Source organism: Terribacillus jepli (assembly GCF_047228925.1).
Taxonomy (GTDB): Bacteria; Bacillota; Bacilli; order Bacillales; family Amphibacillaceae; genus Terribacillus.
The window spans coordinates 38,641-65,068 of the sequence record NZ_JBFEGH010000019.1; the positions used below are offsets into that span (position 1 = coordinate 38,641).

Consider the following 26,428-nt stretch of genomic DNA (forward strand, 5'->3'; position numbering starts at 1 on the left):
AACTTGCGCTAACAACAACTAGAAAGAAGCGATCTTTATGAATAAAGAACGAGATAAAGACTGGCTCAAAAGGGCAGGGAATGCAAGTTTGGAGGAGTCGAACCATAGTGTGGCCATTCCAGAGAATGGCGGCTTTTTCAAAAAACTCTTCGCTTTTATGGGGCCAGGTGTCCTGGTGGCTGTTGGATTCATTGATCCGGGCAACTGGGAGACTTCCATATCGGCAGGATCGTCTTTTGGCTATATGCTGCTGGCAGTCGTCTTGCTTTCCAATTTGATTGCCATGCTCATGCAAGGACTTGCTGCCAAGCTTGGGATTGTTACCGGTCGTGATTTAGCACAAGCAACAAGGGATGCTTTTTCTCCGAAAGTGGTCGTGGTGCTTTGGTTGCTGACGGAGCTGGCAATCATTGCAACGGATTTGGCTGAGGTATTGGGATCTGCCATAGCACTGAACTTGCTTTTTCATATCCCGATCATGGCAGGTATCATCATTACGGCTTTGGATGTGCTCTTGCTGCTTTTATTACAGAAAAAAGGATTCCGCTGGATGGAGGCGATCATCACCGTTTTGATGATAACCATTGCGGGCTGTTTCTTATTCGAAATGATATTCTCACATCCAGCTCTTTCAGAAGCATTGAAAGGCTATGTCCCTTCCCCGGAAATCGTTACGGATCCATCTGTTTTGTTTTTGGCGCTTGGTATACTCGGGGCAACGGTCATGCCGCATAATCTGTATTTACATTCTTCCATCGTCCAGACAAGGAATTACCAGGATACAGAGAAGGGTAAAAAGGAAGCAGTCCGTTTCGCATATATCGATTCGACCTTCTCGCTCGGCGTAGCTTTCTTTGTCAACTCGGCGATTCTGATCCTTGGTGCAGCGGCCTTCCATACGATCGGACAGCATGTGGAAGGAATCGAGGATGCGTACAAGCTGCTCAGTCCGGCAATCGGTGCTGGTGCGGCCAGCTTCTTGTTCGGATTCGCGCTGCTTCTGTCTGGTCAGTCTTCGACCATTACTGGAACGCTGACAGGTCAGATCGTCATGGAAGGATTCATCCAATTTCGGATTAAGCCATGGGTCAGACGACTTGTCACAAGAATCATCGCGATCATACCTGCACTCATCGTAGTGGGAATTTACGGTCCTTCCAGCACGGGTGATTTGCTCGTCTGGAGTCAGGTGATACTTAGCCTGCAGCTCTCCTTTGCTGTCATTCCGCTTGTGCTGTTCACAAGCAGCAAGAAAAAGATGGGAGCATTCGTAAATAAGCCGCATATCAAGGTGCTGGCATGGATGGCGACAGGATTGATTGTCTGTTTGAATGCATTCATGCTTGGCTATATGATCGTGACAGGGCATGCTTTATAAAGCCGGTTTCCAGCCGGCTTTTTTTATTTGCCAACGTTTAGACAATCCAAGATGCAGGGAACGATAAGAAGGAAGGAGAGGAGAACGATGCAAACTTTCAAACGCGCTGTATATTTAGTGAATGGGAATATGGATAATGACGAAATCGAACGGGAACTCGGCCAGACGCTGCCAAAGCTTGCAGCATCGATCAAGCAGCTGCAAGTCATTCAAACGGAGGATCTGGAGGAGTTAGTGAGCTGCAGTCGGGAGGTTGCAGAGGATATTGATCTGTTGATCATTCATGGTGGTGACGGGACCATCCATCAAGTGATCAATAGCATAGCGCCATTACCGAAGCGACCGACAGTTGCAATCATTCCCGGTGGTACATGCAACGATTTCAGCCGCATGCTGGGTCTTCCGCAAAACTTAAGGAAAGCAGCAGCTGCAATAACCGGCGGAAAGACCGCATCAATTGACATTGGCCAGTATGGGGATTCATACTTCTTGAATTTCTGGGGAGTGGGGCTGATCGCGGATGCATCGAATAATATCGATGAAAATCAGAAAGACCGCTTAGGGGTTATTTCCTATTTCATCAGTACATTAAGAACGGTTAATCAGGCAGAACCATTTTTATATGAATTGGAAATTGATGGACAGAAAAAAGATGGAGAAGCAGTTATGATTCTTGTGATGAACGGCCGTTTCATTGGCACAAGAGAGTTTGCGGGATCTGATATCAGACCTGATGATGGGAAGCTCCATGTTATATTCGTGAAGAATTCCAATTTGACGAGCTTTAAAGAAATTCTCCAAATCAAGCAGGATAAAACAGATCTATCAGACTTGACTGAGGTAGGTATTCTAGATGCAGAAAAAATCCGCTTTCTTTCTCCTGCAGGCAAACCTATTGATATGGATGGAGAGGTTTATAAGGACACCCCCGGAGAAGTGAAAATCCTGCCTGGACACCTTGAAATGATAATTGGAGAATAGTTTGACAATTAAACGTCATATCCTCTATAATGGAAATACTTATTATGAAAAGGAGGGGAATCAGATGTTGCACACACTTTCGCGTGAAGCCGATCAGAATCTATTGCATCGCCGCGCGATTATTCATGGTTTTGTTGGTAACGGGATACGTATGCCCTTTTTTACCAACTAAATAATGGATAATGTGCAGGATCTATTTCTCAACGACACGACTGAAAAGAATAGCGTTTCAAGAGAACCACACCCTGCGTGTGGTTTTTTTGTACCCTTTTTTCAAGTCGAATTCAGAGTCAGACAGTCTTGCTGTCTGGCTTTTTTAATAGGAAAAGGAGCGGATATCATGTTGATTACATTGAAGGATGTCAAGAAAATCATGGGTGGCAATATATTGTTTGAAAAGCTCAACCTGGAGCTTAAACCAGGGGAAAAGCTCGGTTTGGTTGGAAGGAATGGCAGCGGTAAATCAACTATTTTCAAATTGATCACCGGCACGGAAGCTTGTGACGACGGGCAAGTATTCATCCGGAAGCAAGCTAAAATCGGTTACTTGGAACAAATCCCCACTGGTCATGAGGGTACAGTCAAGGATTACTTAATGGGAGCTTTTGAAGAGCTGAGTGTTTTGCAGGAGAGAATGCGGAAGCTGGAAGTAGAAATGCTGGATCCGGATAAATTGGATAAAGCATTGGCTGGTTATGGAGAGATACAGAACGCATTTGCAGAAGCTGGTGGTTATGAAATGGATGCGCAGATTGCGCGGACAGCAAATGGTCTGCATATTGCCCATTTGCTGGAGGAACCATTCGCCCGTCTTAGTGGAGGGGAAAAAACGAAAGTGGGCTTGGCATATGTTCTCCTGCAGCAGCCTGATTTGCTGCTGTTGGATGAGCCGACGAACCATCTCGATTTATCGGCGATTGAATGGCTGGAAAACTTCCTTGCAAACTATGCGGGAGCCGTATTCATCATATCGCATGATCAATACTTTCTGGATGCAACTGTCTCGCGAGTTGCTGATTTGGAGGATGGGGAAGTGACTGTTTATACTGGCAATTTCACGTCCTACTTGAAACAAAAAGAAGCGAAGCTGCTGCAGGAATTCGAAGCTTACAAAGAGCAGCAGAAGAAAATCAAGAAAATGAAGGAGACAATCAAGCGGCTGAAATTATGGGCGAATCAGGCTAATCCGCCAAACGAAGGGTTGCATAAGCGTGCTCGTAATATGGAGAGGGCATTGGAGCGAATGGAGAAGCTATCCAGACCGAATATTGATCCAGCCAAGATGAAACTCAAGCTTGCTGCCGATGAGCGCAGCGGGGAGGATGTCATCCGCTTGGAATCCATCAGCAAGCGTTTTGGTGACAGGGAAGTGCTGCGGGATATCATGCTGCACGTGCGCTATAAAGAAAGATTGGCCATTGTCGGAGATAACGGCAGCGGAAAATCGACCTTAGTCAAGATAGTTCTTGGTACTTTGGAGGCTGATGATGGGAGTATCAAGGTGGGGAGTTCGGTAAGGGTGGGTTACTTGCCGCAGCACCCTTTGGAGGAAGCTGATCCAGCTATGCGGATGATTGATTATTTCCGGGCAGCCATTTCTGTAACCGAAGCCCAAGCACGGCATATGCTGGCAGCCTTCTTGTTTTATGGTTACGCGGTATTCCAGCCGATCGGACGATTGAGCGGCGGAGAAAGAATGCGGCTGAAGCTGGCGATTTTCATGCATCAAGGTATCAATCTGCTCATCTTGGACGAACCGACAAACCATTTGGATCTGGAATCCAGAGAAGTGTTGGAGGAAGCACTTGGGCGTTTCGATGGAACAGTGATCGGTATCAGTCATGATCGGCATCTTTTGAATACTTGCTTTGATCAAACAGCTTACCTGGAAGATGGGACACTGCATCGTCACCCGGGTAATTATGAACAGACGAAATCCCGGTGGAAAAGCATATGACGACATCTGCACAGACCATTAAAAGGTGTTGAGAAATCAAGAGCAGAAGGTACCTTACGACATGTGGGCACCTTCTGCTTATTGTGTTTCATTATTTTTAACCATACTTCTTTAAATTTGTTAGTTTCAGTGGCCTTCATTTTACTCGCAGCTTTTCTTTATGCAGTCGGAACGCCGCCGGTGATGCTGTATACCTGTGCGGTAACATAACTGGATTCCTCGGATGCAAGGAAAACGTATACGCTGGCAAGCTCGACAGGCTGTCCTGCACGACCGATAGGGGTTTCTGGTGTGCTGGAGCCGAATTCCGGGATATTATCCTGCGGCTGCCCGCCCGAAATCTGCAATGGAGTCCAAATCGGGCCTGGTGCAACGGAGTTCACCCGAATGCCTTTGTCAGCGATCTGTTTTGCCAAACCTTTCGTGAATCCGATAATCGTGCTCTTGGTTGCCGCATAATCCAACAGCATCGGTGAAGGGTTAAAGCCTTCCACAGAAGTTGTTGTAATGATGGAAGATCCCCTTGGCAAATGCGGCAGAGCAGCTTTTGTCAGCCAGTATAATGGATAGACGTTTGTCTCGAATGTAGATTTCAGTTGTTCGGTAGTCAAGTCAGCAATGTCCTCGACAGCTTGCTGCTTACCAGCGACAAGTGCAAGGATATCAAGACCGCCTAGTTGTTCGACTGCTTCCTCCACCAGCTTATAGTTAAAGCGCTCGCTTTTAAGATCTCCAGGGATAAGTACGGCTTTTCTTCCCTCTGCCTCGACCAATTCTTTTACTTCCTCGGCATCGGGCTGCTCCTCTGGGAGGTAGTTGATGGCAACGTCTGCGCCTTCCCTGGCATATGCAATCGCAGCTGCACGACCGATACCGGAGTCGCCGCCTGTGACCAGTGCTTTTCGGCCAGTCAGTTTACCGGCCCCTCGGTAGCTTTCTTCCCCACAATCAGGCTTTGGATCCATTTCCTTTTGCAGTCCGGGAGGATCTTGGAATTGTTTAGGGAAAGTATCGTGGTAGTATTGTGTTATTGGATCTTTTGGCATATGAGGACAGCTCCTTTTGTCGTTGTATATGGTATTGATACCACGTACCAGATAACTCAAACGGTATTTTCGCAATGTAAAGGGTTGCATGAAGAAATAAAAGAAATATGTTGGAAATGGGTTTTAAGTACTAGATGTCAGGGTATTATTTGGCAGGACCTTAACTTTTATAAAGGAGAGTGTTCATGAGGCATCGCGAGGTGGAAGTATACATCAGTGATAGTTGCAAACAATGCGAGCAAGTAATAGATCAGCTTAATCCACCTGCTTTCTTGAAAGAGATGCAGACACATTCCATAGATAGTGTACCGCTTGTCCTGATAAATGGTGAGAAAGTGCACGGTCAGAAAGACAAGCTTCAACAGTTGCTTGGCTGATCAACAGAATGCAGTCTGCTCAGACGCATTTAGCTATTGAGCAAAAATCACGCACCTGCGGTGGTTTTTGCTTTCTTTTTATTTTTAGTAATAACGCCCTTACTTCGCCAGACATAGGATAAAGGAGAATCAGGAAAGGTGTGTGGAGATGTATTATTACAATACGGCAGAGCCACGCTCCCATGTACAGCAACAACAGATGAGCGATGGCAGACAGCGCTATTACTACGAACCGATTTATCAAACCGAGCCCCAAGAGCAATATAAAGAGATGTACGATCATTCATGGATGCAAGCAAATGGAAATGATGGTAATACTGATAGACAGACTGAGCATTATACTTACAATCCTTATCCGCCCGAGTATTTCACTCAGTGGGGAGGATGGCAGCAGCAAGGGCAGCCCCAACAGCCAGTAACACCTTATGAATATTTCAAGAAACCGCCTCTTGCACCGTATTGGCATGCTTTTGCTCAGCCGCCGAATGTCTATCAGCCAAAGCAGCAAGCACAGCTGACAAAAGGTCTGGCATCCTATTTTCAGGATAAGAATGGCCAAATGGATATCAATAAGATGATGTCCACTGTCGGTCAAATGGCATCGACAGTTCAGCAAGTTTCCCCTATCGTCAAATCACTCGGTTCTTTTTTGAAGATATTGAAATAAACTCAGGTAGAAAGTGAAGATGATCTAATGACAGGAATATTATGTATTCACGGCTTCACTGGCGGCACATATGAAGTGGAGCCCTTGACCGAGCATTTAATGAATCATGCGGATTGGATAGTAGAGTTGGTTGCTTTACCTGGTCATGGGACGACCCAAGAGCTATCTTTACATGAAGTCGGGCACAAGGAATGGATAAAGGCAGCAGAAGAAGCATACGAGCGGCTGGCCAGGGAATGTTCACATATCTATGTGATCGGGTTCTCGATGGGTGGCATGATCGCCTCACACTTAGCTGCGAAATATGGTGCAGACAAGCTGGTATTGCTATCAGCTTCTGGAAAATTCCTGAACTGGAAGCTGCTCACACAGGAAGCCTGGCAATACATGAAAAGGCATATGAGCGGTGACATTGTCGAGGATTATAATAAGCTCCGGAAAGAAAAGAAAGGCAAGGTTCCGTTCCGGGCATTCTTGGAATTCAAGAAGTGTGTGGATTACACGAAGAAATCATTGCCTGCTGTTTCTTGTCCGGTCTTCATCGTTCAGGGAATCCAGGACAGCATGGTACCGCACCGGACCGTCAAATATTTGCACAAGCATCTTGGCTCTGAGAATCAGAAGATGGTTCTTTTCGATGAATCGAGACATTTGATCTGCCACGGTCCGGATATTGACCAGATCTGTTCGCAAGTGGAGGAATTCCTGCTCGAGGCTTGATTTTTCACATGATGTGTTTAATATCTTTTCGCTGGGGAGAAAATATAATGAAAGCTGTGAAGATCGGCAGTTTGCTGCTTGAAAAGCGTATAAGAAAATCCAAAGATAATGTAATTCTTTTGGAAGGGCTTTAATGGTACATTGTACACGTGAATAACGTGTAATCATAGATATAGGTAGAATTCAGACAAATAGTGTGTTACTATTATTAAATCCAATGAATGCTTGCTTAAGGCCTCTTCCCAAGCGTGGAGGAAGGCTTTTTTATTGTGTATAACTGCCGTGCTTCATCAGTGAGACTTTTTTTATATAAAGGAGTAATAAGAAATTGACAACATTTAGTTCATTAGGTATTTCGGAACCAATTTTGAAAGCATTAAATAAAATGGGATTTGAAGAAGCTACACCGATCCAAGCTGAGACGATCCCATTCGCCCTAGAGGGTAAGGATGTACTAGGTCAAGCGCAGACTGGTACTGGTAAAACTGCTGCCTTCGGTATCCCGATGATCAACAAGATCGATCGCTCTAAACGCCAGATCCAAGGTTTGGTCATTGCACCGACTCGTGAGCTTGCTATCCAGGTAGGAGAAGAGCTTCACCGCCTTGGTCAATTCAAAGGAATCCGTACGCTTCCAGTATACGGTGGGCAGCATATGGACCGTCAGATTCGTTCATTAAAAGAAGGTCCGCATATCGTCGTAGCGACACCTGGTCGACTGCTTGACCATATCCGCCGTAAAACGATCAATATCAGCAATGTACACACTGCTGTATTGGATGAAGCAGACGAAATGCTGAACATGGGCTTCATCGATGATATCCGTGAAATCCTTTCATCTATCCCTGAAGAGCGCCAGACATTGCTATTCAGTGCGACAATGCCGAAGGAAATCCGTGATATCGGTACAAAATTGATGAAAGACCCTACAGAAGTTAAAGTAAAAGCAAAAGAAATGACTGTAACGAATATCAATCAGTCTTACATCGAAGTTCAGGAAAGACAGAAATTCGATACACTTTCTAACTTGCTTGATATCGATGAGCCAACATTGGCAATCATTTTCGGCAGAACGAAAAAACGTGTTGATGAAGTGACAGAAGGCTTGCAGGCTCGCGGTTTCCGCGCAGAAGGTATTCATGGCGATCTTACACAAGGCAAGCGTATGTCCGTGTTGAACAAATTCAAAAATGGCCGAGTGGAAATTCTGGTAGCGACTGACGTTGCTGCACGTGGTCTTGATATCTCTAACGTGACACATGTATATAACTTCGATATCCCGCAGGATCCGGAAAGCTATGTACACCGTATCGGCCGTACAGGACGCGCTGGTAAAACTGGACAAGCTGTCTCCTTTATCACGCCTAGAGAGATTTCTCACCTGCACTTGATCGAGAAAACAACGAAGAGCAAGATTGCACGTAAATCTGCTCCGACAAACGACGAAGCTGCACAAGGACAGCAGCAGATCGCTATCGATAAAATGATGCGTACGATCGAAAACAAAGATTTAAAAGCATACAACGAAAAAGCAAACGAACTGATCAACCAGTTCGGAGCTGAAACAGTCGTTGCAGCTGCTTTGAAAATGCTGACAAAAGAGCGTCGTAATACACCGGTTCGTATTACTTCCCTTGCTCCTGTCAGTGTGAAAGGCAGCTTCAAGGATAAGAAGAAATATCGCGGCGGTTCCCGTGGCGGTAATGGTGACAGACGCGGTTATGGCGGTCGCAACGGTAAGCCTCGCAGCCGTAACTATCAAGGACAAGGCAAACGCAATAACAGCGGCGGCTATCGCGGCAAACGCAATAACGATAATTAATGGAGGCAGACACCTGAGAAGGTGTCTGTTTTTTTATGGATTATTATTCGATGAAACAAATTCCTGGTTCAATCGTATGATATAACTGGAAAGAGGGGGGATAGTATGAAGACACAACCAAGCAATAGAATCGCAGCCAGTGCAAAGAAAGTATGGAGGATAAATGCAAGCCTGTATATGCTGCTGCCAATCATTGCGGCAGGGGTTGTTACATATTTTCAAAAGGCATGGTCCATTCCTGACTATATCTTGTATATTGGATGGGCTTTCCTCATCGCTTCCTTATTCATTTTTATTTGGCTGCTGCCTGCAGTGCGGTGGAAGAGATGGCGTTATGAGGTGTTTGAGCAAGAAATATACATACAAAGCGGCATTTTCATTGTCACACAGACAATTGTGCCGATGATACGGGTGCAGCATGTCGATACGGAGCAAGGCCCGGTCCTGAAGAAATTCGGTTTGGCTACGGTATCTGTCTCGACAGCTGCAACGACGCACCATATACCAGCTCTTGCTTTGGAGGAAGCGCTAGAGCTGCGTGATCGAATCGGAGTGCTTGCGCGCGTGGAGGAAGACGATGTCTGAACCGAAACGGATGCATCCGATCAGCATTTTCCTCCGAATGCTGAAGATTATCAAAGATGTCCTCATCCCGTTTGCAATTGGTATTATTGCTATCATAAAAAATATAAGTGCCATGTTTTGGTGGCTTCCATTCGTTCTAGGTGGCGGAATCCTGCTGGTTATCGGATTATTTGCATTTCTTTATTGGTTCCGATTCACTTATCGCATGGAAGATGATGAGCTTCGAATAGAATCTGGCATCTTCGTCCGGAAGAAAAGGTATATATCCAGACATCGTATCCACTCGGTGAATACAAGTGCCAATATCTTTCACAGATTATTTGGACTGGTGAAGCTGGAAGTACAGACAGCTGGCGGTGGGAAAGAAGCGGAGGGGATGATTCCGGCTCTTTCCCAATTGGATGCATCAGCAATCCAGCAATTTGTAAAAAGAAAAGAGCAAGATGCTGTCCTTGAAAATACAGAGGCGATAAAGCTATCGGAACCTAATGTGAGCTACCGGCTCAGTTTCCGTCGCTTGTTAGCAACCGCTGCGACTTCGGGCGGTACAGGAATCATTTTTGGTTTCTTATTTGCAATCTTACAGCAAGCTGACAATGTCATGGATATTAATATCTATTCTTTCGTCTATCACTGGCTGTCGGAGCAGAGTCTGCTTTTGTCCATCCTTTTTGCAGTCGGCAGTTTGGCAGTGACGTGGATGGTTGCGATGATTGGTACAATCCTGAAATATTGCTTCTTTGAAATATCCAAGCAGGACAATGAGCTTTTCATCCAAAGAGGCCTCTTGGAACGAAAGGAAATGACCATACCTCTGCATAGGATACAAGCAGTGAAGGTGGAGGAAAATATTTTCCGTCAGCCATTCGGGTTGCTGACGGTCAGTGCGGAAATAGCAGGAGGGGAAACTGGTAAAGACGAAAAGAGTATTTCCACTGTCCTTTTCCCACTGTTAAGGAAAAAGGAGCTGCATGCTTTCTTGGAAGAGCTTCTTTCTGATTATGTAGTCGAGACTGCTTATCGGAAACCGCCGAAGCGAGCATTAATGAGATATTTATTCCTCCCAACAGCAATTTCCGTTCTCATCACAGGTGTGCTCATTTATTTCTTCGGCGGCTATGGACTATTTGCTCTGCCACTTGTTGCAATAACAATGTTATTTTGTGTGTTGGACTATCGGGATGCAGGAGTATCATGGACGGCAGACATGCTGACCATGCGTTACCGGGAACTGACTCGTGTAACCGTTCATGCGCATCGTAAAAGGGTGCAGACTTTCTATGAATCCCAGCATTACTTCCAATCGAGAAGGCAGCTCGGGACATTGAAGATTGCTGTCGCATCAGGAGGTGCTGCCGGAAGCAGATTCAAAGTAAAACACTTGGAGGAGAAGGATGCAGATGAGGCGTATGATTGGTATTCCTTCCGAAGCCAAAAAAGAACCGCACAGTAGCTGTGCGGTTCAATTCATATAATCGTAGATGCCGATCAGTACCAAGGCTGCGATGACGATCCAGAGAATCAGTTTCTTATTGGTGCGTCTCTTATACGGACGCTTTTTCCAGCGGTCTGGATCAAATCCTGTGTCATCTTCCCGCTGAGGGGGGCGTTTGTTCCGATAGATCGAGAACGGCTTGGCTTTTATAAGGAAGAGCGGAGCCAGTACGAATCCTCCCACAGCTCCTGCCAGATGTGCTGTGAGGTTTATATTTGCGGTAAAAAGGGACATGATGATACCGATCACAAAAATGATAAGTATTAATTGTGCATTTCCGGAATCAATCAAGTGCTTGCGGAAATATACCATGTACAAATAGCATCCGAACAATCCGTAGATGGCACCGGAGGCACCAATGTGACTGACGAAGCTGTAAGGATCCAGCATATACGTAACAGCGTTTCCGATGATTCCTGTAAGCAAGTAAAAGAAGCTGAATTTCAGTTTACCCAGCATCTGCTCAAGGGCAGGTCCGAAGATCACCAGGGAAAAACAGTTGAATAATACATGAGAGATGCTCCCGGGAGCGTGCAGGAAAATCGGTGTGACGAGACGCCAATATTCCCCGCCTGAGATGAATAAATTCACACCTGCACCTAATTGATACAGGCTGTTCCCGAATGGATTCTGGAACAGTCCGGTTATGATCCAAAGCAGCAGATTGACTGCCACGATTAAACTGATGACAGGATAAGCGTATAAATATTCTTTAAAGGTTTCGGTCCTGCGGAACAATCGAATTCCTCCTTCTGTTTACCAGCAAAACGGAAAGCATTAAAATTTGCTTTGTTTACATCCTATAACTTTCCTCCCTGCTTTTATACATATAGGGTACAATACTCGGTAGGGAAATTCAGCTGGAAAGTAGGTTGTACAGCCATGATCAAGGGTATCGGTTTAGATATTACAGAATTAGCACGAATCCAGAAAGCGATTGAGCATAATGGGAGGATCCTGGACAGGATCCTGACGAAATCGGAAAAAACGCACTATGAATCACTGGCATCCGTTAAACGGAAGATGGAATTTGCAGCTGGCCGTTTTGCTGCCAAGGAAGCTTATGCAAAAGCAAGGGGAACCGGATTAGGCAAATTAGGTCTTCATGATATTGAAATATTGCCCAATGAAGCAGGAGCGCCCGTTTTGACTTCTGCCGACCTGACAGAGGGGGAGCTTGTCTTCTTGTCGATTACACATTCGGATGCATATGCAGCAGCACAAGTGATCATTACACAAGGCAAATAGACTTGTCTGCATATTTCTTGAGCATGTCTCATAGATTGTAGTGCGGGTAGGAGGGAACAGCGTGTATATTGTCACCGCAAAGGAAATGTACGAAGTGGATCGTTACGCGATGGAGGATATTGGAATAATCGGCAGCATCCTGATGGAATCTGCTGGCCGGGCCATCGCTGAAAGGATGAAACCGCTGATCGGAACCACGGACCGGATAATTGTCCTCTGTGGCTCTGGCAATAATGGCGGCGATGGATATGTGGTAGCCAGAACACTGCTGAATGAAGGATATGATGTGGCTGCCGTTCAGGTCGGGCGAAATTTGACAGCTGATGCTGCCATGCATCAGCAAGTCTATGACCGTCTTGGCGGTGAAGTGATGGATGTCGAAGCAGATACTTTCCGGCCGGCATTGGAAGATGCGGATGTCATTGTTGACGCGATGCTCGGCTTGGGTGTCAGAGGTAAACTGAAGAGCCCTTATACGGAAACTGTACAGGCTGTCAATGAAGCAGATGCACTTGTTTTTGCCATTGATTTGCCTTCGGGTGTACCGGCGGATGATGCCTCGGATTTTTCGGAGGCAATTTTCGCCGATCATACCTTCGTCATCGAAGCACCAAAGCCAAGTGTATTCATCCAAAAGACAGCACCACATTACGGAAAGTGGCATATCGTATCCATCGGTCTGCCAGCTGCTTATTTAGGCAGACAAGCCGGTGCCAGGATTTGGACAGAACAGGACGTGAAGCGGTCATTCCCGACCCGGCAGCCTTTTTCACACAAAGGAACCCATGGCAAAGGATTCCTCATCGGGGGAGGGGCGGAAATGCCGGGATCAGTTACGATGTCCAGCATGGCAGCCTTAAGGGCCGGAGCGGGTCTTCTTACCGTCGGTACATTACGTCAGGTCATTCCATCTGTATCAGCTCACTTGACTGAAGCGACATTCACTGTCTTGGAAGGAGAGAATGGCGTGATTGTCGATACGGAAACCCTGGATGTGAGTGCATATGATGGTATTGTCGTTGGTATGGGGATGGGTAGGGGAGAAGCGACAGCAGCTTTGACGAAAAGGGTGCTGGAGCAGGCCGAGGTTCCTGTCCTGTTGGATGCTGATGGTCTTCATCATATCAAATCCGACTTGGAGATCCTGCGGAATAGACAAGCTCCGACGATATTGACGCCGCATCCTGGCGAAATGGCGATGCTCTTGGATATGAAAGTGCCAGAGCTTCTGGAAAACCCTTTCGAGCTCGCCCGTAAATTTGCGATTGTACACCAGGTACATCTCGTGCTGAAAGGAACGTACACGATCATCACCGCCCCTGATGGCAGCCAGATCGTCAATACGACAGGAAACCCTGGTCTTGGGAAAGGCGGCAGCGGTGATGTGCTTTCAGGTATCCTGCTGGCTATGCAGATGCAGCATGAAAATCTGATGGAGGCAATCGCAAACGGAGTCTACATCCATGGAAAAGCAGCGGATGTGCTGGTAAAAGAGATGCATTCGCAGCAGGATCTGCTGGCAACTGATCTCATGAAAGGGCTGGCCAAGGTGTTTCGTGACATTTCCGATTGATGGTGGCATGTTCTCTTTGTTCGCTTTATAGCTGACAAAGGAGTGTGACCATGAAAAGATTTGCTGGTTTGATTGTCTTTGCTGCCTTTTTATTTTTATTAGCCGGCTGCAGCGATGCTTCCCGGGAGGAAGTAGTCCAAAAGCTGGAAGAGACATCGGCTGAGCTGCAAGGCTACAAGGCCGAAGCCACTATGAAGCTGAACACAGGGGAAGAACAGCAAGCCTACGGAATCGATATATGGTATCAAAAAGATGACCAATACCGGGTTTTATTGAAAAACGATGCTGACGAACAAGGCAGTCAGGTGATACTGCGTAATAAGGATGGTGTATTTGTGCTCACCCCCGCTTTGAGGAAAAGCTTCAAATTCCAAAGCGAATGGCCTTATAACAGCAGCCAGCCTTACTTGTACCAATCGCTTGTCCAGGATGTTTTGAAGGATGGTAATGCTACTTTCGAAACAACGGAGGAACATTACGTCTTCCAGACCAAAACGACTTATCAGAACAATACGACGCTGCCTTACCAAGAAATCTATTTCGATAAAAAGACGTATACACCCGAGCTTGTAAAAGTATTGGACAAAGATAAGAAACCAATGGTTGAAGTGACGTTCTCTGCCTTCAAGCTGGATCCGAAGTTCACAGAGAAGGATTTTGAACTGGAAAACAATATGACAGGTTCCTTATCCGGTGTACCTGCGTCTGCCACACCAACTGAGCAGCAAGGTTTGACGGTACTGTATCCTACCGAAACGGTCGGTGCAACGCTTGCCGAGGAGAAGGAAGTAAGTGCGGACGGGAAGGAACGAGTGATTCTGACTTATGAGGGTGAAAAGAGCTTCACTTTGATACAGGAACTTGCGGACGTATCCGAAATCGCGCCGACTGCCGCAACGCCAGCAAGCGGAGAGCCTTTCAGTCTCGGGTTCACCGTGGGAGCCATAACATCATCCAGTCTGACCTGGACACATAATGGTGTGGATTATATGCTTGCCAGTGAGGAATTGACCAGGGAAGAGATACAGGAAGTGGCTGCATCCATCAATGGGCAGGCTATGAAATAGCGATTCGAAGCAGACGAACCGAGTCTGCTTTTTTATTTTCCTGTTATAATAAGCAAAGGTAAAAATTCTAGGAGATGAATACATATGCGGAACGATCATTTTTATCGGGATTCCTGGGTGGAAATAAATCTCGATCATGTTGAATATAATATAAAGCAACTGGCAGCGCATATCGGAGAAGACAAAGGGATTTATGCAGTTGTCAAAGCGAATGCATACGGACATGGTTTTGTGCAAGTCGCACAGACGGCGTTGGATGCGGGGGCTCAAGCCCTGGCGGTCGCTTTTTTGGATGAGGCGCTCCATCTGCGTAAGAATGGTGTCCATGCAGCCATCCTTGTGCTTGGGGCGACAAGACCGGAAGATGCGGCAATCGCTGCAGATCACGATATCTCGCTGACTTTCTATCGCAAGGATTGGTTGGAGGCCGTACGTACCCAGCAATTCCGCAAGCCGCTGCAGCTGCATATGAAGCTTGATACGGGAATGGGAAGATTGGGTTTCCGGACGGAGGAGGAAATCCATGCGGTCTTGCCGTTGCTTGACGTCCCATCTCTTCGCTTGGAAGGTGTTTATACGCATTTTGCAACAGCTGATGATGCGGATTTGGCATATTTCGAAGGACAGCGGAGTAAGTTTGATAAGCTATTCAAATCGCTTCGGGAAGAATGGCCGCATCCACTCATCGTGCACAGTGATAACAGTGCAGCAAGTATGCGCTTTGCTGCGGAGGAGTCGGATTTTGTCCGTTTTGGCATTGGCATGTACGGACTGTATCCGTCGAAGATTGTCAAAGAAGAGCATCCGATAGCTCTCCGTCAAGCGTTTTCCCTGCACAGCAAGCTTGTACATGTCAAGCAGCTTGAAGCGCATGAAGCGGTAAGTTATGGTGCAACCTATGAAACAAATAAACCAGAGTGGATCGGGACACTGCCGATTGGCTATGCGGATGGCTGGATTCGCAAGATGCAAGGCTTCGAGGTCCTAGTGGATGGCAAGAGAATGCCGATTGTCGGCAGGGTCTGCATGGATCAATGCATGGTGAAGCTCGACAAAGCTTATCCGAATGGTACGGAGGTTGTTCTCATTGGGACGCAGCAGGATGCTTTTATCAGCATGGATGAAGTTGCAGACTGGGTCGATACCATAAATTATGAGGTTCCTTGCCTCATCGCCGCCCGAATGCCGCGCGTTTACAAACGCTCCGGTAGGATTGTCGAAGTCGCCAATGCGCTTTCTCCCGGCGAAAGCTTGTAATTTTCGGCAGAAAGCCAGCCTTTCTCCCAAGCTTTTTGTTTGAAAAAGGCTTTTTTTATCAAAAAGTTCCGGAGGGTCCTTTGCAAACGTAATGCTCGGATGGTATGATGGAAATGGATTTTTACAGAAACGACCCGAGCGAATTGGTGGAGGTGTATGGTTGTGTCCGAAGGCTTACAAGAAATCGTTGTAAAGCTGCCTAAGAAACTCCTGAATGAGGTGGATGGTTTGATGCAGAATAATAACAATAGTCTCGATCATTTCTTCTATCAAGCAACGAAGTCATATGTGCAGGAAAGAAAGAATATCCGTGAAACCATGCAAAAAGGATACATGGAAATGGCACGTATCAATCTTAATATCGCTTCAGAAGCTTTCCAAGCTGAAGAGGAGGCAGAAGTAACGTTAGAGCGCCTTGTAAGCGGGGTGTAGGCCCTTGATCGTTAAAAGAGGCGAAGTCTATTTCGCCGACCTGTCCCCGGTAGTGGGATCGGAACAGGGGGGCGTGCGCCCAGTGTTGGTCCTGCAGAATGATATCGGTAACCGGTTCAGTCCGACCGTCATCATAGCGGCGATCACGGCACAGATCCAAAAAGCCAAGCTGCCGACCCATGTAGAGATCGATGCCAAGAAGTATGGCTTTGAACGTGATTCCGTCATTCTTCTGGAACAGATCCGAACAATCGACAAGCAGCGTCTGACAGATAAGATCACCCAGCTTGACCCTCAGATGATGGGAAACATCAATCGAGCACTTGAAATAAGTCTAGGCCTTACAGAGTTCTAGGTACGGACCAGCCCTTACGGAAACGTAAGGGCTTTTTGTTTTGATTTCAGTCCTGTCGGATTATGGTATATACTAAAAGGAAGTCGCCTTATTGGCAAGGCGATCGTATAGGTGTTAGATTAATAAGTAGATAAAAGTGACCTTGACCATATGACTGGTACCATACAGCCTTTGACAAGGTGAACGTTACAATACGGGGGTTTCATGATGGCAAAAAATCTGAAGGAGATTCTGGTTGAAAATAGTAACAATCTGGTTCATATGTGGCTTGAGGAAGTCGCAGAGAAACAGAAAGAAGTCGGAACTTCGTCTATTTCACAGGAACTTTTCGAGAATACGAACCGAGAATTCGTCAATATCATTTTCGGCAGTGTCGAGAAAGAGAGTTTGACTTCTGATCTTGATAGCTTTACTGAACGTGTTATCAATCTTGGATGGCCGCTGAGCTATCTTACAGAGGGACTTCAGCTTTTTAAACGCGTCGCAGTTGAGTTTCTTATTGAACATGAAGAATTGGACGTCCCTGTGTCGAAAGTGTTAAGGCATGTGGACGAGCTTGTGAACCCGGTTATCAATCAACTTGTGAATGAGTACTCCGGCAACTGGGAAAATACAGTATCCCTTCAGCGTGTCGCGTTGCAGGAATTATCTGCACCGTTGATCCCGGTCATGGATAACATCACAGTCATGCCGCTGATTGGAACGATCGATACCGAGCGGGCCAAATTCATCATGGAGAATCTGCTTGATGGGGTGATCAAGCATCACGCGGAAGTAGTGCTGATTGATATTACAGGTGTGCCGGTTGTAGATACAATGGTTGCACATCATATCATCCAGGCTGCAGAAGCAGTGAGGCTGGTCGGATCCACATGTATTCTTGTCGGCATCAGACCGGAGATTGCGCAGACAATTGTGAATTTAGGAATCGATCTTAGTAAATTCCCGACCAAGAGTTCCTTGCGCAAAGGCTTCACTACTGCTCTGGAAATGACGAATCAAATGATCGTACAAACAAACAGCGAAGAACAGACTATAGAAGAACTTATCGATTCGCTTGATAGGAGTGAAAAATCGTGAGAATCCCGATATTGAAGCTGCATAACTATTTGCTGATCAGTATCCAGATCGATTTGGATGATCAGACAGCGATTCAATTCCAGGAAGACTTGCTCAATAAAATCCATCAAAGCGGAGCAACAGGTGTAGTAATCGACTTGACTTCCGTCGACATCATCGACTCCTTCATTGCCAAAGTACTGGGTGATGTGGTGACGATGTCCGACTTGATGGGCGCAAAAGTCGTCCTGACCGGAATCCAGCCAGCAGTGGCAGTAACACTTATTGACTTGGGCATTCATTTGAATGAGGTAACGACGGCATTAGATCTAGAACAAGGATTGATCAAATTGCGCCAGGAACTGGAGGAGTGAAAATGGACTTCAGAACCTGTGTAAATATACAGAAAGAATGGGACATTGTCGGTGCAAGACAATTCGGCCGCGACTTTTCGAAAAAGCTGGGCTTTGGGATCGTTGATCAAGCTCGTATCGCTACTGCTATTTCGGAGCTTGCGCGTAATATCTACCTTTATGCTGGAAGCGGAAAAATCTGCTTTGATGAGGTAGAGAATGTCGGTTCGCGCGGAATTTGCATCGTTGCAATCGACACAGGTCCCGGTATAAAAGATATCAGTCAGGTAATGGAGGATGGTTTCTCCACATCCGGAGGTCTGGGCGCAGGTCTTCCTGGTGTAAAACGCCTGATGGATGAATTCGATATCACTTCAAAGACAGGCGAAGGGACGGAGATTCGCGTCGTTAAATGGGTCCGTTAGAGGAGGATGATGCCAGGTGGACGCGCTTAAGCTAGATCTATCACACTATCGGGAACTGCTCAAGCAATACATCGATACACAAGATGAGTCTGCCTTATATGAGGCGGAGCAGATAAGCAAACGCTCCATTCAGCATAATATATCGCTGGAGGAGATCATCAACACGCATATCAATGCGCTGGAAGATATCTATCCTGATCTTCCGGAGAATATACAGCACTCGATGAGCTTCCTATTGGAGGTGATGATTTCCTACGGTCTGGCACTTCAAGAATTCCAGGATCTGCGGGAAGCGCAGCTCGAGATCAAATCGGAGATCTCCGTGGCTGCCCGGGTGCAGAATACATTGCTGTCCACTGAAAAGCCTGATGTGGAAGGTTTTGATATCGGTGTTGTCAGCGTACCTGCGAATCAGATGAATGGTGATTATCATCACTTCATACATCACGAAGACGGTACTGTAGGTATCACAGTGGCTGATGTGATCGGGAAAGGTATCCCGGCGGCATTATGTATGTCCATGATCAAATATGCCATGGAGAGTTTTCCGTCTGAGCATAAAAATCCGAGTGAGATTCTTGAAAGCCTCAATCGGGTAGTGGAACGCAATGTCGACCCAAGCATGTTCATCACGATGTTTTATGCGCTTTTCAATCCGGCAGCCAGTACGATTTCTTATTCATCTGCAGGGCATGAGCCGGGTTTTTATTATCATGCTGCTGATGATACATTCGAGGAGATCCGGGCAAAAGGGGTCGTCCTCGGTGTTACGGACATGGCGCAATATCGCCAATATGAAAGGGAAATCCATGCGGGGGATATGATCATCCTGCTGACGGACGGCGTTACGGAGTGCCGTCAGGGCGATCGCTTCATTGAGAGTGAGGAAGTGCTTGAGGTAATAAAGAGTTTCTCCCATCTCTCAGCACAGGAATTGGTGGAAAATGTATATAAGCATTTCGAAAAACTACAAGATTTTCACCTGCGAGATGACTTCACTTTAATTATTATAAAAAAAGATGTTTGAATTGAGAACAAACGGGTATTACATAGGATGGTAACTAGCCATTAGGAGGTACATGATGAACTTAACTGTTGACGTACAAGAACAAGCAGGAAAATCAATTGTTCTTTTAGTTGGTGAAATAGATGCATATACAGCCCCAAAATTGAAAGAAACACTCTTATCCCTGACGAGTAAAGAGGGGAATAAAGTCGAAGTCAATCTGGAGCAGGTGAACTATATGGACAGTACCGGATTAGGCGTATTCGTAAGCGGGTTGAAATCGACGAAAGAAAACAACAGTGAATTGAAGCTCGTACAGCTGCAGGACCGTGTATACCGTTTGTTCGAGATTACAGGTTTGATCGATGTGATCGATGTTGACAAAACAGTACGAGGTGGCTATTAATTATGGAATCTTTCGATTTTATCGAGATCAAAGTACCGGCTAAACCAGAATACGTTGGTGTGATTCGCTTGACGGCTTCAGGTGTTGCAAACCGGATGGGTTTTTCCTACGAGGATATCGAGGATTTAAAGGTTGCAATTTCCGAGGCTGTGACGAACACAGTAAACCATGCATATGAAAAAGATGAAGATGGCGAAGTTACGATTGGTTTCGGTGTATATGAGAATCGTCTCGAAGTGATGGTTGCCGATCACGGCGGCAGTTTCAACTTGGATCAAGTAAAACGGAATATTGGGCCGTATGAGGCCGCAGAACCCATCGAACAGCTGAGGGAGGGCGGTTTCGGTTTATTCCTGATTGACGCGTTGATGGACAAAGTGGAAATCAACAGCGATTCTGGAGTGATCGTCCTCATGACGAAATACCTTCATGAAAATGAGGTGGGGCTAGATGACGACCAAATCTCAACCACACAATAACCGTGAGGATGAGGTTTATAAATGGATAGATCATCTGCAAAAGCATCCCACAGATGAAGAAATCCAAGAAAAAATCGTACTCACATACAAAGATCTCGTCGTATCCATAGCAAGGAAATATTCCAAAAACAGTTCCATCCATGAAGATTTGGTCCAAGTCGGAATGCTAGGTTTGCTTGCGGCAATCCGGCGATACAACCCGGATTTCGGTAAGTCTTTTGAATCATTTGCCATCCCGACAATAATCGGGGAGATCAAACGTTTCATCCGTGATAAGACATGGAGCGTCCATGTGCCGCGGCGGATAAAAGAGCTCGGACCGAAAATACGCAAGGCAATCGACGAACTGACGACAGAGAATCAGAAGTCCCCGACTGTGGCGGAAATCGCTGCCTATCTGGAAGTGTCCGAGGAGGACATATTGGAAACGATGGAAATGGGTAAAAGCTATAAGGCATTATCTGTTGACAGAAAGATTGAAGCTGACTCGGATGGAAGTACTGTAGCGATCCTCGATTTGGTAGGTTCGAAGGATAATGGTTACGAAGATATCGACCGCAGAATGCTGCTGGAAAAGGTGCTTCCGATTCTTAGTGAGCGGGAGCAGGAAATCCTTCGCTGTACTTATTTCGAAAATATGAGCCAAAAAGACACCGGAGAAAGACTCGGCATTTCTCAGATGCATGTATCGCGTCTGCAGAGAAGAGCTTTGCGTAAGCTACGGGAAGCCTTGCAAGCCGAGGGTGCTGACAGTTTTGAATGATTTCTACTTGCATATGGAAGTGTCGGCATTCCAGGAGCCCAAGAAAGGAAACTATTATTGCGGAGATAGTTACTTCTACCATGAATCGGAACATGAATTCATCTGTGTGCTGGCTGATGGACTTGGAAGCGGGGAATTTGCCAAAGAGTCATCACAAGTAGTGATAGATGTAATCCGAGACCATGTGCATAGCGGAATCGATGAGTTGATCAAAAGATCGAATGAAGTACTGGTCGGTAAACGCGGAGTCGTGCTCGGTATCTTGAAGGTGGATTATCGGACAAGCACTTATTCCTTCACTTCCATTGGCAATATCGGAATCATGACGATTACAAGCGGTAAAAAAGAACGGTGTATACCGAGCCAGGGATTTCTTGCAGGGTATCCAAGGAAGTACAAGATTTCCCGTGGAATTCTGCAAGATGATATGATATTCGTTATGTTTTCTGATGGGGTTTCTGATAATGAGCTTACGCAGGATCTTTTCAAAGAAAAGGAAGCCCGGAAAATAAGGGATATGTTCGCTCTTAGCAAACAAAAGCCACATGAAGATGATATTACATTGATTGCTATGAAATACACAGAATAGGATCAGTACCTGACTCAGGTGCCGATCCTTTTTTTATCTGCCCCGCAATTCTGATACAATGAGGATAGCAGCAGTCAGGAGGAACAATATTGGAAGCATCGATTCAAGACAGACTCATACAATGGGTCGAAAAAGAAACAGCAATTAAACAGTCATCCATCAAACAGGTCATCCACCTGCTGGGAGAGGGCAATACCGTACCGTTTATTGCCAGATACCGAAAAGAGCAGACGGGAGCTCTCGATGAAGTAGAAATCAAAGCAATTCAAGATAAGTGGGAATATGCACAGCAGCTTCACCAACGGAAAACAGAAGTGATCCGTTTGATTGAGGAGCAAGGGAAGCTCACGGAGGAACTCAAGCGCGATATCCTAGCAGCCATGCAGCTCCAGCGCGTGGAAGATTTATATCGTCCGTATAAGCAAAAGCGGAGGACAAAGGCAACGATTGCGAAAGAAAAAGGATTGGAGCCTCTTGCAAAAGGGCTGTATGAACAAACCATTCCAGACCTTGGAAAAGAAGCACAGAACTATCTGGACCCTCAAAAAGAGTTACATACTGTGGAAGAAGTGCTGCAAGGTGCTGGCGACATAGTGGCGGAATGGATCAGTGAGCAAGCGGCTTTCCGGGATTATATTAGAGAAAAGACCGAGAAGCAAGGCATTCTTTTAACCAAAGTCAAAAAGGCAGAAGACGATGAGAAAGGCGTATACGAAATGTACTATGCGTATCAGGAGCCGATCCGTCAAATGGCTTCCCATCGTACCTTGGCTGTCAACCGAGGCGAGAAGGAAGGTATTTTGCGGGTTACTGTTGAGCCTCCTGCGGATGTCATCCTAGCTTATCTTAAACGTAAAATCATCAAGCAAAGGACTTCTGCTGAAGTTGCTTCGGCATTGCAAACAGCGATCGAGGATAGCTATAAGCGACTCATCCAGCCGTCGGTAGAACGGGAAATTCGTGCTTTGCTTTCGGAGAAGGCGGAAGGACAAGCCATTAAAATCTTCTCGGAGAATTTGAAGAATCTCTTGCTTCAACCGCCATTGAAAGGTCGTGTCGTATTAGGTGTGGACCCGGCATTCCGTACAGGCTGTAAACTGGCTGTAATCGACGAGACAGGGAAGCTGCTTGAAAAAAATGTGATTTATCCTACAGCACCGCGCAACGATGTCAAAGGTGCGAAAAAGGTAGTCGATGGATTGCTGGATAAATACAATGTCGAACTGATAGCCATAGGAAATGGAACTGCATCAAGGGAAACAGAGCAATTCATTGCGGATGTGATTCGCCAATCCGGAAGCAGTGTCGCTTATATAATCGTAAACGAAGCTGGCGCAAGTGTGTATTCAGCATCAGAATTGGCCAGAAAGGAATTTCCTGATCTGCAAGTGGAGGAACGCAGTGCTATTTCGATTGGTCGCAGAATACAGGATCCGTTAGCAGAGTTGGTCAAGATTGATCCCAAATCGATAGGTGTGGGGCAATATCAGCATGATGTAAGTCAAAAGAAGCTTAATGACTCTCTCGGGTTTGTCGTGGAAACTGCGGTAAACCAAGTTGGGGTTAATGTGAATACAGCTTCGGAATCTTTGCTGCAGTACGTCTCTGGATTTAGTAAGACGGTGGCAGCAAATGTGGTGAAGCAACGGAATGAGATTGGCAAATTCACATCGCGTAAGCAACTGAAATCCATTCCAAGGCTTGGAAGTAAAACATATGAGCAGAGTATCGGTTTCCTGCGTGTCTTGGACGGCGAGGAGCCGCTTGATAGGACACCGATCCATCCAGAGAGTTATACGATTACCAAGCAGCTTTTGGAGCGGCTTGGTACAACTGTTGCGGATATAGGCAGCGATCAGCTGCGAGAGAAGCTGGCAGATCTGGATATCAACCAGATTGCAGCCGAGTTCGATATTGGTGAATTGACGCTGCAGGATATCATACAGGCACTGAATCAACCGGGAAGAGACCCGCGTGATGATTTGGCTCAGCCATTATTGAAACAAGATGTATTGGCAATGGAAGATCTCAAGGAAGGTATGGAGCTCCAGGGAACTGTCCGCAATGTAGTCGATTTCGGTGTATTCGTCGATATAGGCGTCAAACAAGATGGGCTTGTCCATATATCCAAAATGTCGAATAAATTCGTGAAACATCCAATGGATATAGCTTCTGTGGGGGATGTTGTCACTGTCTGGGTTGATAAAGTGGACATTGACAAACAGCGAATAGCCCTTACAATGGTGAAGTGACAGCAGCAGTGAAAAGCCCCTGTCCCGTGTGGGACAGGGGCTTTAGCCGCCGTTGGAATGCTGTTTCTGCTTATAGAAGAACCAGCATTGGTTCAACACCTTCAATTGGTTTACGTTTTTTGTGAGAAAAGCTTGTGATAGTTGATTTTTCAACCAATTAGGCATTCTTTTACCTCCTGCAGCCCTTGGATATCGGGAAAAATGAATGTCTGCAGCATCATATGCATGACAGGAACAGGAGGTGCTTATGTAATGAAAGAAATCACCATGCATAATCTGCAACAAATCGTCGAAGAAATTTCTATTGCATGGTTTCAAAAGCCATTTGTTGATATAGCAAGGTATAATAATCGTCTCCGGACGACCGGAGGCAGATATTTGCCCGGGAAAAGAATCATTGAAATCAATCCCAAGTACTTGGATGAACTCGGACAAGAAGAGACGATTGGAATCATCAAGCACGAACTATGCCATTATCACTTGCATATCGAAGGCAAAGGGTATGGCCATCGTGATCCAGAATTTCGGGAGTTGCTGCACCGAACCAATTCACCGCGCTTTTGCAATGTGCTTCCATCTGTAAAAGAAAAGCAGCTGCTATCTTATAAATGTACAAAATGCGGGCATTTGTATAAGCGTAGAAAGGCAGTCGATATACGTAAATATGGATGTGGAAAATGTGGTGGGAAGCTGAAAAAGACTGAGGATAGGAGTATATCGGAGAAATAAAAACAAAAACTTTCAAGAAAAGTGTTGACGTGTTTTGAAATCCATGATAAATTTATTAAGCCGTCGACGAGCGGTACGAAAAAAATCACAAAAGTGGTTGACAGATAGCGAAAGTTGTTGTAAGATACATAAGGTCGCTAAGATGTTATAAAGATCATTCCACAGTAGCTCAGTGGTAGAGCTATCGGCTGTTAACCGATCGGTCGCAGGTTCGAATCCTGCCTGTGGAGCCAGTGGAGAAGTACTCAAGTGGCTGAAGAGGCGCCCCTGCTAAGGGTGTAGGTCGCGTAAGCGGCGCGAGGGTTCAAATCCCTCCTTCTCCGCCATCATAAATGGCCCGTTGGTCAAGCGGTTAAGACACCGCCCTTTCACGGCGGTAACACGGGTTCGAATCCCGTACGGGTCATCGTTTTTCATAACGAGTCTTTCAAGGCTCGGTCCGGTAGTTCAGTTGGTTAGAATGCCTGCCTGTCACGCAGGAGGTCGCGGGTTCGAGTCCCGTCCGGACCGCCATTTATTGGGCTATAGCCAAGCGGTAAGGCAACGGGTTTTGGTCCCGTGATCGTTGGTTCGAATCCAGCTAGCCCAGCTTACTTTTTTGTTGTGAGCCATTAGCTCAGTTGGTAGAGCATCTGACTTTTAATCAGAGGGTCGAAGGTTCGAGTCCTTCATGGCTCATCTGTTTAAAATGAAAGATGATCATATAGATCTGCCGATGCTGTGCAGCACAGACAGCATTTTTCTTTTGACTTTATGCGGTCGTGGCGGAATGGCAGACGCGCTAGGTTGAGGGCCTAGTGGGTGAATAACCCGTGGAGGTTCAAGTCCTCTCGGCCGCACCAAAAAAAGTGTTGACAAGTTATGAGCTGAATGATATGATATAAAAGTTGTTCTTAAGATAAGCGCCCGTAGCTCAATTGGATAGAGCGTTTGACTACGGATCAAAAGGTTAGGGGTTCGACTCCTCTCGGGCGCGCCATTATTACTCCGGGAAGTAGCTCAGCTTGGTAGAGCACTTGGTTTGGGACCAAGGGGTCGCAGGTTCAAATCCTGTCTTCCCGACCAGCAGTTCCAACCCATCAACCTCAACATTAACATATGCGGGTGTAGTTTAGTGGTAAAACCTCAGCCTTCCAAGCTGATGTCGAGGGTTCGATTCCCTTCACCCGCTCCATTCATACAATATATGATATGGGCCTATAGCTCAGCTGGTTAGAGCGCACGCCTGATAAGCGTGAGGTCGGTGGTTCGAGTCCACTTAGGCCCACCATGATTTTTGATCTTTGAAAACTGAACAAAACAACCAATTACGAACTAAACGATATGATCGTAAGATCAACGTCAGCTCTAACGAGCACAAAGCATCAACACTTTCATGGAGAGTTTGATCTTGGCTCAGGACGAACG

At 46.1% G+C, this 26,428-nt stretch carries 29 protein-coding genes and 11 tRNA genes; 37 read left to right on the plus strand and 3 right to left on the minus strand.

All coding sequences use genetic code 11. From position 1 onward, the window contains the following. Window positions 1-37: 37 nt before the first annotated feature. From AB1K91_RS17400 to abc-f, 4 genes are all read left to right on the plus strand, one after another. Window positions 38-1,378 (plus strand): Nramp family divalent metal transporter, encoded by a 1,341-nt coding sequence (locus AB1K91_RS17400; protein WP_413091669.1) that lies wholly within the window; start codon window positions 38-40, stop codon window positions 1,376-1,378. An 87-nt stretch (window positions 1,379-1,465) separates the two neighbouring features. Continuing rightward, on the plus strand, window positions 1,466-2,359 hold the full coding sequence (locus tag AB1K91_RS17405; RefSeq protein WP_413091671.1) for a YegS/Rv2252/BmrU family lipid kinase: 894 nt from the start codon (window positions 1,466-1,468) through the stop codon (window positions 2,357-2,359). 64 nt (window positions 2,360-2,423) lie between these two features. Continuing rightward, window positions 2,424-2,531, plus strand: coding sequence for an RAxF-45 family protein (locus AB1K91_RS17410; RefSeq protein ID WP_353615327.1), 108 nt, complete (start codon window positions 2,424-2,426; stop codon window positions 2,529-2,531). 168 nt (window positions 2,532-2,699) lie between these two features. Then, window positions 2,700-4,316: a ribosomal protection-like ABC-F family protein gene (gene abc-f, locus AB1K91_RS17415; protein WP_413091673.1), complete on the plus strand. Its 1,617-nt coding sequence runs from the start codon at window positions 2,700-2,702 to the stop codon at window positions 4,314-4,316. A gap of 158 nt (window positions 4,317-4,474) precedes the next feature. Here the strand turns inward: abc-f and AB1K91_RS17420 are convergent, their stop codons facing one another. Further along, the gene (locus AB1K91_RS17420; protein WP_413091675.1) at window positions 4,475-5,362 is read right to left on the minus strand and encodes an SDR family oxidoreductase; all 888 of its coding nucleotides are present in this window, start codon (window positions 5,360-5,362) and stop codon (window positions 4,475-4,477) included. A gap of 185 nt (window positions 5,363-5,547) precedes the next feature. Here AB1K91_RS17420 and AB1K91_RS17425 point away from each other — a divergent pair, with 185 nt between their 5' ends. The 6 genes from AB1K91_RS17425 (at window position 5,548) to AB1K91_RS17450 (ending at window position 10,986) form a co-directional block, all read left to right on the plus strand. After that, the gene (locus AB1K91_RS17425) at window positions 5,548-5,739 is read left to right on the plus strand and encodes a hypothetical protein (RefSeq protein ID WP_413091677.1); all 192 of its coding nucleotides are present in this window, start codon (window positions 5,548-5,550) and stop codon (window positions 5,737-5,739) included. A gap of 148 nt (window positions 5,740-5,887) precedes the next feature. Continuing rightward, window positions 5,888-6,406 carry a YppG family protein gene (locus tag AB1K91_RS17430; protein ID WP_413091679.1) on the plus strand — a complete coding sequence of 173 codons (519 nt, stop codon included), beginning with the start codon at window positions 5,888-5,890 and terminating at the stop codon, window positions 6,404-6,406. 27 nt (window positions 6,407-6,433) lie between these two features. Next, window positions 6,434-7,126 carry an alpha/beta hydrolase gene (locus AB1K91_RS17435; protein ID WP_413091680.1) on the plus strand — a complete coding sequence of 231 codons (693 nt, stop codon included), beginning with the start codon at window positions 6,434-6,436 and terminating at the stop codon, window positions 7,124-7,126. A 328-nt stretch (window positions 7,127-7,454) separates the two neighbouring features. After that, window positions 7,455-8,948, plus strand: a complete 1,494-nt coding sequence (cshA, locus tag AB1K91_RS17440) for a degradosome RNA helicase CshA (protein ID WP_413091682.1) — start codon at window positions 7,455-7,457, stop codon at window positions 8,946-8,948. A 105-nt stretch (window positions 8,949-9,053) separates the two neighbouring features. Next, the gene (locus AB1K91_RS17445; protein ID WP_413091683.1) at window positions 9,054-9,533 is read left to right on the plus strand and encodes a PH domain-containing protein; all 480 of its coding nucleotides are present in this window, start codon (window positions 9,054-9,056) and stop codon (window positions 9,531-9,533) included. After that, window positions 9,526-10,986, plus strand: a complete 1,461-nt coding sequence (locus AB1K91_RS17450; RefSeq protein WP_413091685.1) for a PH domain-containing protein — start codon at window positions 9,526-9,528, stop codon at window positions 10,984-10,986. The genes AB1K91_RS17445 and AB1K91_RS17450 overlap by 8 nt, the downstream gene beginning before the upstream one ends. A 9-nt stretch (window positions 10,987-10,995) precedes the next feature. Here the strand turns inward: AB1K91_RS17450 and AB1K91_RS17455 are convergent, their stop codons facing one another. Continuing rightward, complete coding sequence (locus AB1K91_RS17455) at window positions 10,996-11,766, minus strand: rhomboid family intramembrane serine protease (RefSeq protein ID WP_413091686.1); 771 nt, start codon at window positions 11,764-11,766, stop codon at window positions 10,996-10,998. 144 nt (window positions 11,767-11,910) lie between these two features. Between AB1K91_RS17455 and acpS the strand changes: the two genes are divergently transcribed. From acpS to AB1K91_RS17530, 15 genes are all read left to right on the plus strand, one after another. After that, a complete protein-coding gene (gene acpS / locus AB1K91_RS17460) occupies window positions 11,911-12,276 on the plus strand; it encodes a holo-ACP synthase (protein WP_413091688.1) in 366 nt (121 codons plus the stop codon). Between the two features lie 61 nt (window positions 12,277-12,337). Beyond that, entirely contained in the window at window positions 12,338-13,849 is a 1,512-nt protein-coding gene (locus AB1K91_RS17465) for an NAD(P)H-hydrate dehydratase (protein ID WP_413091690.1), read from the plus strand. Window positions 13,850-13,899: 50 nt separating this feature from the next. Next, window positions 13,900-14,916: a LolA family protein gene (locus tag AB1K91_RS17470; RefSeq protein ID WP_413091691.1), complete on the plus strand. Its 1,017-nt coding sequence runs from the start codon at window positions 13,900-13,902 to the stop codon at window positions 14,914-14,916. An 84-nt stretch (window positions 14,917-15,000) separates the two neighbouring features. After that, complete coding sequence (alr, locus tag AB1K91_RS17475; RefSeq protein ID WP_413091693.1) at window positions 15,001-16,173, plus strand: alanine racemase; 1,173 nt, start codon at window positions 15,001-15,003, stop codon at window positions 16,171-16,173. 156 nt (window positions 16,174-16,329) lie between these two features. Continuing rightward, complete coding sequence (locus tag AB1K91_RS17480; protein WP_095216919.1) at window positions 16,330-16,605, plus strand: antitoxin; 276 nt, start codon at window positions 16,330-16,332, stop codon at window positions 16,603-16,605. Window positions 16,606-16,609: 4 nt separating this feature from the next. Then, window positions 16,610-16,960: a type II toxin-antitoxin system PemK/MazF family toxin gene (locus AB1K91_RS17485; protein ID WP_093727599.1), complete on the plus strand. Its 351-nt coding sequence runs from the start codon at window positions 16,610-16,612 to the stop codon at window positions 16,958-16,960. A gap of 207 nt (window positions 16,961-17,167) precedes the next feature. Continuing rightward, a complete protein-coding gene (locus AB1K91_RS17490) occupies window positions 17,168-18,040 on the plus strand; it encodes an STAS domain-containing protein (RefSeq protein WP_413091706.1) in 873 nt (290 codons plus the stop codon). Then, a complete protein-coding gene (locus AB1K91_RS17495) occupies window positions 18,037-18,393 on the plus strand; it encodes an STAS domain-containing protein (protein WP_038558142.1) in 357 nt (118 codons plus the stop codon). Before AB1K91_RS17490 ends, AB1K91_RS17495 begins: the two co-directional genes overlap by 4 nt. A gap of 2 nt (window positions 18,394-18,395) precedes the next feature. Next, complete coding sequence (locus tag AB1K91_RS17500; RefSeq protein ID WP_038558144.1) at window positions 18,396-18,797, plus strand: anti-sigma regulatory factor; 402 nt, start codon at window positions 18,396-18,398, stop codon at window positions 18,795-18,797. A 16-nt stretch (window positions 18,798-18,813) separates the two neighbouring features. After that, complete coding sequence (locus AB1K91_RS17505) at window positions 18,814-19,824, plus strand: PP2C family protein-serine/threonine phosphatase (RefSeq protein ID WP_413091696.1); 1,011 nt, start codon at window positions 18,814-18,816, stop codon at window positions 19,822-19,824. A gap of 55 nt (window positions 19,825-19,879) precedes the next feature. Next, window positions 19,880-20,209, plus strand: a complete 330-nt coding sequence (locus AB1K91_RS17510) for an STAS domain-containing protein (RefSeq protein ID WP_413091708.1) — start codon at window positions 19,880-19,882, stop codon at window positions 20,207-20,209. Window positions 20,210-20,211: 2 nt separating this feature from the next. Continuing rightward, window positions 20,212-20,688, plus strand: coding sequence for an anti-sigma B factor RsbW (gene rsbW, locus AB1K91_RS17515; RefSeq protein ID WP_093727604.1), 477 nt, complete (start codon window positions 20,212-20,214; stop codon window positions 20,686-20,688). Then, a complete protein-coding gene (gene sigB / locus AB1K91_RS17520) occupies window positions 20,660-21,451 on the plus strand; it encodes an RNA polymerase sigma factor SigB (protein WP_413091697.1) in 792 nt (263 codons plus the stop codon). Before rsbW ends, sigB begins: the two co-directional genes overlap by 29 nt. Next, window positions 21,444-22,040 (plus strand): SpoIIE family protein phosphatase, encoded by a 597-nt coding sequence (locus tag AB1K91_RS17525; RefSeq protein WP_413091699.1) that lies wholly within the window; start codon window positions 21,444-21,446, stop codon window positions 22,038-22,040. Before sigB ends, AB1K91_RS17525 begins: the two co-directional genes overlap by 8 nt. Window positions 22,041-22,129: 89 nt before the next feature. After that, the gene (locus tag AB1K91_RS17530) at window positions 22,130-24,292 is read left to right on the plus strand and encodes a Tex family protein (protein ID WP_413091700.1); all 2,163 of its coding nucleotides are present in this window, start codon (window positions 22,130-22,132) and stop codon (window positions 24,290-24,292) included. Window positions 24,293-24,334: 42 nt separating this feature from the next. Here the strand turns inward: AB1K91_RS17530 and cmpA are convergent, their stop codons facing one another. Next, on the minus strand, window positions 24,335-24,457 hold the full coding sequence (cmpA, locus tag AB1K91_RS17535) for a cortex morphogenetic protein CmpA (RefSeq protein WP_093727607.1): 123 nt from the start codon (window positions 24,455-24,457) through the stop codon (window positions 24,335-24,337). A gap of 87 nt (window positions 24,458-24,544) precedes the next feature. On the opposite strand from cmpA, the gene AB1K91_RS17540 reads away from it, so the two are divergent. The 12 genes from AB1K91_RS17540 (at window position 24,545) to AB1K91_RS17595 (ending at window position 26,291) form a co-directional block, all read left to right on the plus strand. After that, on the plus strand, window positions 24,545-25,021 hold the full coding sequence (locus tag AB1K91_RS17540) for a SprT family protein (RefSeq protein WP_413091701.1): 477 nt from the start codon (window positions 24,545-24,547) through the stop codon (window positions 25,019-25,021). Window positions 25,022-25,179: 158 nt separating this feature from the next. Continuing rightward, window positions 25,180-25,254 (plus strand) — tRNA-Asn (locus AB1K91_RS17545). A 2-nt stretch (window positions 25,255-25,256) separates the two neighbouring features. Continuing rightward, window positions 25,257-25,347 (plus strand) — tRNA-Ser (locus AB1K91_RS17550). Window positions 25,348-25,355: 8 nt separating this feature from the next. Further along, window positions 25,356-25,427, plus strand: a tRNA-Glu gene (locus AB1K91_RS17555). A gap of 30 nt (window positions 25,428-25,457) precedes the next feature. Continuing rightward, window positions 25,458-25,534, plus strand: a tRNA-Asp gene (locus AB1K91_RS17560). A gap of 5 nt (window positions 25,535-25,539) precedes the next feature. Beyond that, window positions 25,540-25,610: transfer RNA gene (locus tag AB1K91_RS17565), tRNA-Gln, on the plus strand. Window positions 25,611-25,626: 16 nt separating this feature from the next. Further along, window positions 25,627-25,699: transfer RNA gene (locus AB1K91_RS17570), tRNA-Lys, on the plus strand. Window positions 25,700-25,776: 77 nt separating this feature from the next. After that, window positions 25,777-25,863: transfer RNA gene (locus AB1K91_RS17575), tRNA-Leu, on the plus strand. Between the two features lie 60 nt (window positions 25,864-25,923). Continuing rightward, window positions 25,924-26,000, plus strand: a tRNA-Arg gene (locus AB1K91_RS17580). 9 nt (window positions 26,001-26,009) lie between these two features. Continuing rightward, a tRNA-Pro gene (locus AB1K91_RS17585) sits at window positions 26,010-26,086 on the plus strand. A gap of 35 nt (window positions 26,087-26,121) precedes the next feature. Then, window positions 26,122-26,195 (plus strand) — tRNA-Gly (locus AB1K91_RS17590). 19 nt (window positions 26,196-26,214) lie between these two features. Further along, window positions 26,215-26,291, plus strand: a tRNA-Ile gene (locus AB1K91_RS17595). The last annotated feature ends 137 nt before the right edge of the window (window positions 26,292-26,428 follow it).

Coding starts and splice junctions, on each gene's coding strand:
- abc-f (WP_413091673.1), top strand. CDS start 2,700: ATGTTGATTACATTGAAGGATGTCAAGAAAATCATGGGTGGCAATATA.
- AB1K91_RS17435 (WP_413091680.1), top strand. CDS start 6,434: ATGACAGGAATATTATGTATTCACGGCTTCACTGGCGGCACATATGAA.
- rsbW (WP_093727604.1), top strand. CDS start 20,212: ATGGAATCTTTCGATTTTATCGAGATCAAAGTACCGGCTAAACCAGAA.
- cmpA (WP_093727607.1), bottom strand. CDS start 24,457: ATGCCTAATTGGTTGAAAAATCAACTATCACAAGCTTTTCTCACAAAA.
- AB1K91_RS17470 (WP_413091691.1), top strand. CDS start 13,900: ATGAAAAGATTTGCTGGTTTGATTGTCTTTGCTGCCTTTTTATTTTTA.
- AB1K91_RS17420 (WP_413091675.1), bottom strand. CDS start 5,362: ATGCCAAAAGATCCAATAACACAATACTACCACGATACTTTCCCTAAA.
- AB1K91_RS17500 (WP_038558144.1), top strand. CDS start 18,396: ATGGACTTCAGAACCTGTGTAAATATACAGAAAGAATGGGACATTGTC.
- AB1K91_RS17480 (WP_095216919.1), top strand. CDS start 16,330: ATGGTTGTGTCCGAAGGCTTACAAGAAATCGTTGTAAAGCTGCCTAAG.
- AB1K91_RS17405 (WP_413091671.1), top strand. CDS start 1,466: ATGCAAACTTTCAAACGCGCTGTATATTTAGTGAATGGGAATATGGAT.
- AB1K91_RS17540 (WP_413091701.1), top strand. CDS start 24,545: ATGAAAGAAATCACCATGCATAATCTGCAACAAATCGTCGAAGAAATT.
- sigB (WP_413091697.1), top strand. CDS start 20,660: ATGACGACCAAATCTCAACCACACAATAACCGTGAGGATGAGGTTTAT.
- AB1K91_RS17400 (WP_413091669.1), top strand. CDS start 38: ATGAATAAAGAACGAGATAAAGACTGGCTCAAAAGGGCAGGGAATGCA.
- AB1K91_RS17410 (WP_353615327.1), top strand. CDS start 2,424: ATGTTGCACACACTTTCGCGTGAAGCCGATCAGAATCTATTGCATCGC.
- AB1K91_RS17430 (WP_413091679.1), top strand. CDS start 5,888: ATGTATTATTACAATACGGCAGAGCCACGCTCCCATGTACAGCAACAA.
- AB1K91_RS17450 (WP_413091685.1), top strand. CDS start 9,526: ATGTCTGAACCGAAACGGATGCATCCGATCAGCATTTTCCTCCGAATG.
- acpS (WP_413091688.1), top strand. CDS start 11,911: ATGATCAAGGGTATCGGTTTAGATATTACAGAATTAGCACGAATCCAG.
- AB1K91_RS17510 (WP_413091708.1), top strand. CDS start 19,880: ATGAACTTAACTGTTGACGTACAAGAACAAGCAGGAAAATCAATTGTT.
- alr (WP_413091693.1), top strand. CDS start 15,001: ATGCGGAACGATCATTTTTATCGGGATTCCTGGGTGGAAATAAATCTC.
- AB1K91_RS17490 (WP_413091706.1), top strand. CDS start 17,168: ATGGCAAAAAATCTGAAGGAGATTCTGGTTGAAAATAGTAACAATCTG.
- AB1K91_RS17425 (WP_413091677.1), top strand. CDS start 5,548: ATGAGGCATCGCGAGGTGGAAGTATACATCAGTGATAGTTGCAAACAA.
- AB1K91_RS17445 (WP_413091683.1), top strand. CDS start 9,054: ATGAAGACACAACCAAGCAATAGAATCGCAGCCAGTGCAAAGAAAGTA.